General features: G+C 68.1%; 6 protein-coding genes and 1 riboswitch. Of the genes, 4 read left to right on the top strand and 2 right to left on the bottom strand.

Translation table 11 applies throughout. The features are described from left to right. Positions 1-274: 274 nt before the first annotated feature. From OQ789_RS13105 to OQ789_RS13120, 4 genes are all read left to right on the top strand, one after another. Positions 275-2491, top strand: a complete 2217-nt coding sequence (locus OQ789_RS13105) for a malate synthase G (RefSeq protein ID WP_324686299.1) — start codon at positions 275-277, stop codon at positions 2489-2491. An 83-nt stretch (positions 2492-2574) separates the two neighbouring features. Then, positions 2575-4599 carry a substrate-binding domain-containing protein gene (locus OQ789_RS13110; protein WP_324686301.1) on the top strand — a complete coding sequence of 675 codons (2025 nt, stop codon included), beginning with the start codon at positions 2575-2577 and terminating at the stop codon, positions 4597-4599. Between the two features lie 145 nt (positions 4600-4744). After that, a complete protein-coding gene (locus OQ789_RS13115; RefSeq protein WP_324686303.1) occupies positions 4745-5626 on the top strand; it encodes an oxygenase MpaB family protein in 882 nt (293 codons plus the stop codon). Between the two features lie 38 nt (positions 5627-5664). After that, positions 5665-6294 carry a TetR/AcrR family transcriptional regulator gene (locus OQ789_RS13120; RefSeq protein WP_324686372.1) on the top strand — a complete coding sequence of 210 codons (630 nt, stop codon included), beginning with the start codon at positions 5665-5667 and terminating at the stop codon, positions 6292-6294. 16 nt (positions 6295-6310) lie between these two features. Here OQ789_RS13120 and gcvP read toward each other — a convergent pair whose 3' ends face one another. Continuing rightward, on the bottom strand, positions 6311-9157 hold the full coding sequence (gene gcvP / locus OQ789_RS13125; protein ID WP_324686304.1) for an aminomethyl-transferring glycine dehydrogenase: 2847 nt from the start codon (positions 9155-9157) through the stop codon (positions 6311-6313). Positions 9158-9313: 156 nt separating this feature from the next. Next, positions 9314-9411: riboswitch (glycine riboswitch) on the bottom strand. A gap of 53 nt (positions 9412-9464) precedes the next feature. Next, positions 9465-10094 carry a MerR family transcriptional regulator gene (locus tag OQ789_RS13130; protein WP_324686306.1) on the bottom strand — a complete coding sequence of 210 codons (630 nt, stop codon included), beginning with the start codon at positions 10092-10094 and terminating at the stop codon, positions 9465-9467. Between the last annotated feature and the right edge of the window lie 411 nt (positions 10095-10505).

Below are 10505 nucleotides of genomic sequence, written 5' to 3' on the forward strand. Positions count from 1 at the left end.
CTGGCCGGCCGGTACGAACGGCCGCAGCCCGTATGATCTTGACGGCTACCGGTCAAGAAGGTGCCGGGGGCAGGGGTCCGTTTCGCGCGGGACACGCGCTGTCGAAAACAGATCCCGGTGCTCGCCGCGGTGTCGTCGCCCGGACGGTCATCGGCGCCTGACCTGCACGTGCCGGATCGGGCGGATGACACTCACCAGGCTGCGCTCGGTAGGCTTATGCCATTGCCAAGCTGGTCCAACGACGGTCCGGTGCGGCCCATGACGGAGGAGAATCATGACTGATCGCGTGTCGGCGGGGAACTTGCGCGTCGCCCGAGTGCTCTACGACTTCGTGAACAACGAGGCCTTGCCCGGCACCGACATCGACCCCGACAGTTTCTGGGCGGGCGTCGACAAGGTGGTCACCGACCTCACCCCCAAGAACCAGGACCTGCTGCGCCGCCGTGACGAGTTGCAGGCGCAGATCGACAAGTGGCACCGGCAGCGCGTCATCGAGCCCCTCGACATCGACGCCTACCGCAACTTCCTCACCGAGATCGGTTACCTGCTCCCCGAGCCCGCGGACTTCACCATCACCACCTCCGGCGTCGACGACGAGATCACCACCACCGCCGGCCCGCAGCTGGTGGTGCCGGTGCTCAACGCCCGGTTCGCGCTCAATGCCGCCAACGCCCGGTGGGGCTCGCTCTACGACGCCCTCTACGGCACCGACGTCATCGGAGAGGACGACGGCGCCGAGAAGGGCACGAGCTACAACAAGGTCCGTGGCGACAAGGTGATCGCCTACGCGCGCAAGTTCCTCGACGAGGCTGTGCCGCTGGAATCGGGGTCGTGGGCGGACGCCACCGGCCTCAGTGTCGAAGCCGGCAGCCTCGAGGTCACGACCGCCGACGGTTCCGTCGGCCTGGCCGACCCCGAGAAGTTCGCCGGCTACACCGGTGAGCTCGGCTCCCCGAGCTGGTCGGTGTTGCTGGTCAACCACGGCCTGCACATCGAGATCCTGATCGACCCGGAATCGCCGATCGGCAAGACCGACAAGGCCGGCATCAAGGACGTCGTGCTGGAGTCGGCGATCACCACGATCATGGACTTCGAGGACTCGGTGGCCGCCGTCGACGCCGACGACAAGGTGCTGGGCTACCGGAACTGGCTCGGCCTGAACAAGGGCGACCTGTCCGAAGATGTCGACAAGGACGGCAAGACCTTCACCCGGGTGCTCAACGAGGACCGCACCTACCGCACGCCCGACGGCGAGGGCGAGCTGACCCTGCCCGGGCGCAGCCTGCTGTTCGTCCGCAATGTGGGTCACCTGATGACCAACGACGCGATCGTGTGGGGCGAAGGCGACGAGGAAAAAGAGGTGTTCGAGGGCATCATGGATGCGCTGTTCACCGGCCTGACCGCGATCCACGGCCTGCGGTCCGGCTCGGAGAACGACGGGGCGAACGGCCCACTGGCCAACAGCCGCACCGGGTCCATCTACATCGTCAAGCCCAAGATGCACGGGCCCGACGAGGTCGCCTTCACCTGCGAGCTGTTCAGCCGCGTCGAGGATGTCCTCGGCCTGCCTCAGGGCACCCTCAAGGTCGGCATCATGGATGAGGAGCGGCGCACCACCGTCAACCTCAAGGCCTGCATCAAGGCGGCCGCCGACCGCGTCGTGTTCATCAACACCGGGTTCCTGGACCGCACCGGCGACGAGATCCACACCTCGATGGAAGCCGGGCCGATGATCCGCAAGGGTGCGATGAAGAACACCACCTGGATCAAGGCCTACGAGGACGCCAACGTCGACATCGGCCTGGCGGCCGGCTTCAAGGGCAAGGCTCAGATCGGCAAGGGCATGTGGGCGATGACGGAGCTGATGGCCGACATGGTCGAGCAGAAGATCGGTCAGCCGAAGGCCGGCGCGACCACCGCGTGGGTGCCGTCGCCGACCGCGGCCACCCTGCACGCGATGCACTACCACTACGTCGACGTCGGCGCCGTGCAAGCCGAGCTGGAAGGCGAGAAGCGCACGACCATCGACGAGCTGCTGACCATCCCGCTGGCCAAGGAACTGGCCTGGGCGTCCGAGGAGATCCGCGAAGAGGTCGACAACAACTGCCAGTCCATCCTGGGATATGTGGTGCGCTGGGTCGCGCAGGGCGTCGGCTGTTCGAAGGTGCCCGACATCCACGACGTGGCACTGATGGAAGACCGTGCCACGCTGCGTATTTCGAGTCAGCTGCTGGCCAATTGGCTGCGCCACGGGGTGATCACCGAGGAGGACGTGCGGGCCAGCCTGGAGCGGATGGCCCCACTGGTCGACGAGCAGAACGCCAAGGACGCGGCGTACCAGCCGATGGCGCCGAACTTCGACGACAGCCTGGCGTTCCTCGCCGCACAGGATCTGATTCTGACCGGAACGCAACAGCCGAACGGCTACACCGAGCCGATCCTGCACCGCCGTCGGCGCGAGGCCAAGGCGCGCGCCGCGCAGTCGAATTGAGCTGCGCTACAAAAATGCCGCCGGTGACTAAAATCGGCGCCGAGTTCAACTGATGGATCGACGGAAAGGCCGCGGCCGCTGCTATGGGTAGGCACAGTGCGCCCGACCCCGACGACTCTCGCGACGAGACATCTCGCGACGGCGTCGTCGACGAGCCGTCTCGCGGTGAAGAGGCCGGCTTTCAAGACTGGGATGGCGACGACGAGGACCTTGCCGACGATGTTGGCGACGATCCGTACGCGGCCGGGGATGCGTTCGACGACACCACCGCCGACGATTACCCGGAGTTTCCGGCGCGGCGGGCGGCCCCGTCGAGCCCGGCGCCGCCCGCCGCGCCGGCGTCGATCTTCCGGGGTGGGCATCGTGGGCTCGCCGACCGGCTGGGCGGTCATCGCAGCGAGGGCGGACGGCGCGGCGTCAGCATCGGCGTGATCGCGGCGCTGGTCGCGGTCGTCGTCGTGGTGGGATCGGTCATCCTGTGGAGCTTCTTCGGTGACGCGTTGTCGAAGCGTTCGCACACCGCTGCCACCCGCTGTGTCGGAGGCCAGGAGACCGTCGCCGTCGTTGCCGACCCGTCGATCGCCGATCCCGTTGCGCAGCTGGCGGAAAGCTACAACAAATCCGCAGGGCCGGTCGGTGACCACTGCATGGTGGTGAGCGTCAAGCCGGCCAACTCCGACGCCGTGCTCAACGGCTTCATCGGCAAGTGGCCCGCGGAACTCGGCGGCCAGCCGGCGTTGTGGATTCCGGGCAGTTCGATCTCGGCCGCGCGGCTGGCGGGGGCGGCGCCTCAAAAAACCATCATCGAAAGCCATTCGCTGGTCACCTCGCCGGTGGTGCTCGCCATCCGGCCCCAACTCGCGCCGTCGCTGTCCAACCAGAACTGGGCCGCGCTGCCCGGGCTGCAGACCAACCCGAATGCGTTGGCCGGGTTGAACTTACCCGCGTGGGGCTCGCTGCGCTTGGCGCTGCCGATGAACGGCAACGGCGATGCGGCGTTTCTCGCCGGGGAGGCGGTGGCGGCGGGCTCGGTGCCGCCCGGCGCCCCGGTGGCGCAAGGGACCGGCGCCGTGCGCAGCCTGTTGAGCGCACAACCCAAACTGGCCGACAACTCCTTGTCCGAGTCGATGAACGCGCTGTTGAAGCCTGGTGACCCCGCCACCGCGCCGGTACACGCGGTGGTCACCACCGAACAGCAGCTGTTCCAGCGTGGCCAATCGTTGCCAGACGCCAAGGGCGCCTTGGGTTTCTGGCTTCCGCCCGGATCCGCAGCGGTGGCCGACTATCCCACCGTGCTGCTCAGCGGTTCGTGGCTGAGCCGAGAACAGGCCTCGGCGGCCAGCGAGTTCTCGCGTTTCATGCACAAATCCGACCAACTGGCCAAGCTGGCGAAGGCCGGCTTCCGCGTCAACGGGGCCACACCACCCAGCAGTCCGGTGACGAATTTCCCCGCACTGCCCGCCACCCTGTCGGTGGGCGACGATCCGATGCGGGCCACCCTCGCCGAGGCGATGGCGAGCCCGTCGAGCGGACAGGCCACGACGATCATGCTCGACCAGTCGATGCCCGGCCAGGAAGGCGGAAAAACCAGGCTGGCCAACGTGGTCGGGGCGCTGCAGGACAGGATCAAGGCGTTGCCGCCCACCGCGGTGGTCGGCCTCTGGACGTTCGACGGCCATGAGGGCCGATCGGAGGTGGCGAGCGGGCCGCTGTCCGACGCCGTCAACGGCCAGCCGCGGTCGGCGGCACTGGGCGCCGCGCTGGACAAGCAGTACTCGTCGGGCGGCGGCGCGGTGTCCTTCACCACCCTGCGGATGCTCTACCAGGATATGCAGGCTAATTATCGTGCAGGCCAAGCGAATTCGATCCTGTTGATCACCGCCGGGCCGCACACCGACCAGACGTTGGACGGGCCGGGTCTGCAGGATTTCATCCGCAAGAGTGCCGACCCCGCCAAACCCATCGCGGTGAACGTCATCGACTTCGGCGCCGACTCGGACCGGGCGACCTGGGAAGCGGTCGCCCAGCTCAGTGGCGGTGGCTATCAGAACCTGGCGACATCGGCGTCTCCTGATCTCGCGACTGCAGTCAACAATTTCCTGAGCTGAAAGCTCTGGGCCCGCCAAGGCCATTGGTTGGTGCCGGACAAACATCTCGTCGTCGCTATCAAATGACGACGGTCTGTGCCAGAATCGGCGATAGAATCGACGTTGATTTCTATCAGCCGTCAGGCCTTGGGAGATGCTGTCGACGATGTCCTCTGCAGACGCCAACCCGCTGGTGACGCCTGGCGATCGGCGTTCCGCACGGGCGGACACCGATGCCGCGGACACCCGGTTTCTGGCAGAGGAGCTGTCACCCTGGCTGTCCCCGGCCTATGGTGCGGCGAATGTGGTGATGCAACTGGCGAATTCGGGCGTCGCCTACGGCGTGATGGAAAGCAAGGTCGACAGCGGAAACCTGCACAAGCACCCGTTCAAACGGGCGCGTACCACCTTCACCTATATCGCCGTGGCGATCGGCGGCAATGCGCACGACCGCAAGGTGTATCGGGAGGCCGTCAACGCGGTGCACGCCCAGGTGCGCTCCGGCGCGCAAAGTCCGGTGCGCTACAACGCCTTCGACCCCCAACTGCAGCTCTGGGTGGCCGCCTGCATGGCCGCGGTCTTCGAGGACACCCGCAGGCTGCGGGGCGGCCGGTCGCGGCGAGACCCCGAGGCGGTGCACCGCGCCGCGTCGATGTTCGCCACCATGCTGCAGGTGCCGCAGGAGATGTGGCCCGGCGACCGGGCGGCCGCTGACCGCTACTGGCAGGAGCAACTCGACCGACTCGACTTCGACGACCGGATGCGCACGTTTCTGGTCGGCATCGCGCGCCTGGACTTCCTGCCGGCTCCCGTCCCGCGGCTGTTGGGCGGCTGGAACCTGTTCATGACGCTGGGCTATCTGCCGGCGCAACTGCGCGACAAGCTCGGATTCGAGTGGTCGGACGCTCAGCAACGCCGCTTCGACCGTTGGCAACGGGGCCTGTCGGTGCTGGACATGTTCACGCCGCGGTTCCTGATGCGGCTGGGCGTGCGAGCGGTGGTGTGGGACATGCGGTTGCGGCACAAGCTCGGGGCGACCGTCGTGTGACGATCGGCCAACGTCACAACGAGTCGCCGCACCCCGCGATGCTGGTGGGCGCGGTGCCCGACGGTCTGGCCGCCCTCGATCCGACCGCCCGGACCATCGTCACCGCGGCCCGCACCTGCTTCACTGAACGCGGCTTCCAGAACACCACCATGCAGGACATCGCCGACACCGCCGGAGTCGGCGTGGCCACGGTCTACCGCCGCTTCCGGCGCAAGCGAAATCTGGTGCGGCTGACCATCATGGACGAATCGCTGCGGCTGAGCACCCTGGTCTCCGAGGTCGCCGGCCGGGCGACAACGCCGCAAGAGGCGATCGCCGAAGTCTTCGCGGCCTTCGTTCACCAGGCGTCCGCGCCCAAACTGCTCACCCGAAGCATCCGCGAGTCGGCCGCCGCCGGCGAACTGTCCGCCTACCTGACCGACGAGAACCTGATCGTCATGACCCGCGGCTACATCGCCACCTGGCTTCGCCGCCGGCAGGAACGCGGCGAACTGTCCGACGACCTGGACACCGAAGTGGTCGGCGAGATGATCGGACGGCTGATCATCTCGTTGATCGAGACGCCGAAGTCGGCCATCCCGATCTATGACCTGAACGGGGCCCGCGACTTCGCCCGCCGCTACCTGGTGCCGCTGGTGCTACCCGCTCCCGCGACGACGCCCGGCTGAAGTTCGGCCGGTACCGTCAGGCGAACGCCTCCACCGGCGGGCACGAGCAGACCAGATTGCGGTCGCCGTAGGCGCCGTCGATTCGGCGCACCGGCGGCCACACCTTGGGCCGGAACTCCTTGCCCAGCGGATAGGCGGCCTGCTCCCGGGTGTACGGGTGGTCCCAGTCGCCGACCACGAGGCACTCCGCGGTGTGCGGCGCTCCGCGCAGCGGGTTGTCGTCCACCGGCCACTCCCCCGCGCCGACCCGGTCGATCTCGGCGCGGATGGCGATCATGGCCTCGCAGAACGCGTCGACCTCGGTCAGGCTCTCGCTCTCGGTCGGTTCCACCATCAGCGTGCCGGCCACCGGGAAGCTCATGGTCGGAGCGTGAAAGCCGTAGTCCGCCAAGCGTTTTGCGACATCATCGACGGTCACGCCGGTGGACTTCGTGATCGGCCGCAGATCCAGGATGCACTCGTGGGCGACCATGCCGTTCTCGCCGGTGTAGAGCACCGGGAAGTACTCGTCGAGCCGGCGGGCGATGTAGTTGGCCGAGGCGATCGCGGTCAGTGACGCCGCTCGCAGGCCGTCCGCGCCCATCATCCTGATGTAGGCCCAGGTGATCGGCAGGATCGAGGCCGACCCGTACGGCGCCGACGAAACCGGCCGGCCGCCAGGCAGGTCCGGGGCATAGGGGTGGCCGGGCAGGAACGGGGCCAGATGGGAACGCGCCGCCACCGGCCCGACGCCGGGCCCGCCGCCGCCGTGCGGAATGCAGAACGTCTTGTGCAGGTTCAGGTGGCTGATGTCGCCGCCGAACTTCCCCGGCCGGGCCAGCCCGACCAGCGCGTTGAGGTTGGCGCCGTCGATGTAGACCTGGCCGCCGGCGTCGTGCACGGCCGCGCAGATCTCGGCAATGTCGTGCTCGTAGACGCCGTGCGTGGACGGGTAGGTGATCATCAGGGCCGCCAGCCGGTCGGCGTGCTCGGCCACCTTGGCCCGCAGGTCGTCGAGGTCGACGTCGCCGTTCGCGCGGCAGGCCACCACGGCCACCCGTAGTCCGGCCAGCGCCGCCGATGCCGCGTTGGTGCCGTGCGCGCTCGACGGGATGAGGCAGATGTCGCGGTGCGGTTCGCCGCGGCTCTCGTGATAGTCGTGGATCGCCAGCAGGCCGGCGTACTCACCCTGCGAGCCGGCGTTGGGTTGCAGCGAGACGGCGTCGTAGCCGGTGATGTCCACCAGCCAGGTCTCCAGGTCGGCGATAAGCCGGCGCAACCCCGGAGTATCGGAGGCCGGGGCGAACGGATGTTGACGCGCGAACTCGGGCCAGGTGATGGGCTCCATCTCCGCGGCGGCGTTGAGCTTCATGGTGCAGGACCCCAGCGGAATCATGCTGCGGTCCAACGCGATGTCCTTGTCGGCCAGCGCGCGCAGGTAGCGCATCATTGCCGTCTCGGTGCGGTATTGCGTGAACGCGGGGTGGGTCAGGAACTCCGAAGTGCGGTTGGCCCCCATATCGGCGCCCGCACACACCGGCTCGCCGGCCGCGACCCCGAAGGCGTCCAGTACGGCGTTGACGTGCGTGCCGGTGGTGGCCTCGTCGCAGGCCACCGACACGTGGTCGCTGTCCACGCGCCACAGGTTGATGCCCTTGGCTTTGGCCGCGGCGACCACCTCGTTGGCGCGCCCGGGCACCCGGGCCAGCACCGTGTCGAAGTATTCGTCGTGCACCAGCGCATCACCCAGTCCGGTCGCGATGGCATCGGCGTGACCGTGTACGCGGCGCGCGATCGCGGTGAGCCCTTCGGCGCCGTGATAGCCGGCATACATCGCGGCCATCACCGCGAGCAGCACCTGCGCCGTGCAGATGTTGGACGTCGCCTTATCGCGGCGGATGTGTTGTTCGCGGGTCTGCAGCGCCAGCCGGTAGGCCGGCGACCCGTCGGCGTCCAGCGACACCCCGACCAGGCGGCCGGGCAATTGGCGGGCGTGCTTGGCGTGCACCGCGAGGTAGCCGGCGTGGGGACCGCCGAATCCCATTGGCACACCGAACCTTTGCGTGGTGCCGAACGTGACGTCCGCGCCGATCTCACCGGGCGGCGTGATCAGAGTCAGCGCCAACAGGTCCGCGCCGACCGCGACCAGCGCGCCGCGCTCGTGCGCCGCAGCCACCAGCGCCGACCAGTCGGTGATCCGGCCGCTGGCCCCGGGTAGCTGCGTGATCACGCCGAAAAAGTCACTTCCCTCGGGCAGATCCGGAAGTCCACAGCGCAGGTCGGCGGTGACGATTTCGATGCCCAGCGGCTTGGCGCGGGTGGCCAGCACAGCCGCCGTCTGGGCGAAGACGTCGACGTCGACGGCCAGCCGGTTGGCCCCGCCGCGTGCCGCGCGGTGCATCAACGTCATGGCCTCGGCAGCCGCGGTGCCCTCGTCGAGCATGGACGCGTTCGCGATCTCGAGGCCGGTGAGGTCGGTGACCATGGTCTGGAAGTTGAGCAGCGCCTCCAGCCGGCCCTGGCTGATCTCGGGCTGATACGGCGTGTAGGCCGTATACCAGGCCGGGTTCTCCATGATGTTGCGCAGCAGCACCGGGGGCGTCAGCGTGTCGTAGTAGCCCTGCCCGATCATGGACACGGCCACCGTGTTGGCCTCGGCCATCTCCCGCAGCTCGGCCAGCGCCTCGGCTTCGCTGGCGGCCGGGGGCAGCCGATCCAGCCCCGGCGCGGCGGCCCTGTCGGCCGACGGGTCCAGGATGCCGGCCGGAACGGCCTTGGCGGCCAGCTCGTCGAGCGAATCGACGCCGATGACGGCGAGCATGGCGGCGACGGCCTGGCTGTCCGGGCCGATGTGCCGGGCGGCGAAAGTGAATGGATCGGACACTGGAACTCCTGAGGCAGAGGACTTATCGGCCCTCTCCCTCTGTCTTCACCCGTTCGGCCGGGCGCCTGAGAGATTCGGCGCCGAAACTGCCTGCGCGCCTTTCCCCATCGGCGGGTGCGGGCCACCAGGGGTCCACGCCGCTTTCCAGAGGCATCATGATTCCGTGCGGTCCGGGTGCCTGAGAGGTTGACGGAGAGGTGTTGCTCCTTCGGCGTCCGTGACTGGCAGCCACGGAACTCTCCCGCTCGAATACGATGCGCAGCCCAGCTTACTCGGCGGCCGGAGGCGCCGTAGCGGGTGCGTCCGTTCAGCCGATCTTGCGGTCGCGGTGCTTGCGCCGGGACGCCAGTTCGTCCTCGGGCTCGGCGATCGACTCGCCGCCGTCGGCGCGCTCGCCGGGGAAGTCCGCGATGACGCCGGTCAGCTCGCGCATCGCGCCCGATACGGCGATGCCGAAAACGCCCTGACCGCCCTGCAGCAGATCCACCACCTCTTCGGCCGACGTGCACTCGTAAACGGTGGTGCCGTCGGAGAACAACGTGATGTTGGCCAGATCCTGGACACCGCGCTGGCGCAGATGATCGACCGCCACGCGGATGTTGTGCAACGAGATCCCGGTGTCGAGCAACCGCTTGACGATCTTGAGGACCAAGATGTCCTTGAAGGAGTAGAGCCTCTGGCTGCCGGAGCCCGCCGCGCTGCGGATCGACGGGACCACCAGCGAGGTGCGTGCCCAGTAGTCCAATTGCCGGTACGTGATGCCGGCGATCTGGCATGCACTCGGACCGCGGTAACCGACCAACTCGTCGGGCACGGAGTCGTCCGGGAAAAGCCCGGGCTGCACGGGTGCGCTGGCTACGGTGACGCTGCGGTCACTGCTCGCCTGGCTGTCGCTCTCCGTTAGGTTGAGCTGCTCTTGGCGTGGCTGCTCGCTCACGGTGGTTCCTCTCCGCGATCGCGCTCTCGTCGTTAGCTGCGTCCCTGGCTGCCGTGCAGCCACGTTTGCTCAGGCCCGAGTGCTAGTAGAGCTTACGCTTTCCGATAGCCACCGCGGCCGGTAGTCGCGATCAAATTATGGCCGCTGCGAGGCTAAGTGGGCGGGCTATCCGCCAGCGTGTCGACATCACGGTGTGGGTTGAGATGGATCCGTGATGTCGCCATTCAGGCTAGACCAGCCGCACCGCCGTTCCCAAGTACTGCTCGTGGCGTGTTGGCGCGGGCCGCATCGTCGGCAGGCTCGGCCGGATTGCCCGCCTCCTCAACACCCCGCTGCGCGGGCCGCATCGTCGGCAGGCTCGGCCGGATTGCCCGCCTCCTCAACACCCCGCTGCGCGGGCCGCATCGTCGG

Origin of the sequence: Mycobacterium sp. 94-17 (assembly GCF_035617725.1) — a bacterium.
Classification (GTDB): domain Bacteria; phylum Actinomycetota; class Actinomycetes; order Mycobacteriales; family Mycobacteriaceae; genus Mycobacterium.

Excerpts from the sequence above, each read along its gene's own strand:
- OQ789_RS13115 (WP_324686303.1), top strand. The coding sequence starts at position 4,745 with ATGTCCTCTGCAGACGCCAACCCGCTGGTGACGCCTGGCGATCGGCGT.
- OQ789_RS13110 (WP_324686301.1), top strand. The coding sequence starts at position 2,575 with ATGGGTAGGCACAGTGCGCCCGACCCCGACGACTCTCGCGACGAGACA.
- OQ789_RS13120 (WP_324686372.1), top strand. The coding sequence starts at position 5,665 with ATGCTGGTGGGCGCGGTGCCCGACGGTCTGGCCGCCCTCGATCCGACC.
- OQ789_RS13105 (WP_324686299.1), top strand. The coding sequence starts at position 275 with ATGACTGATCGCGTGTCGGCGGGGAACTTGCGCGTCGCCCGAGTGCTC.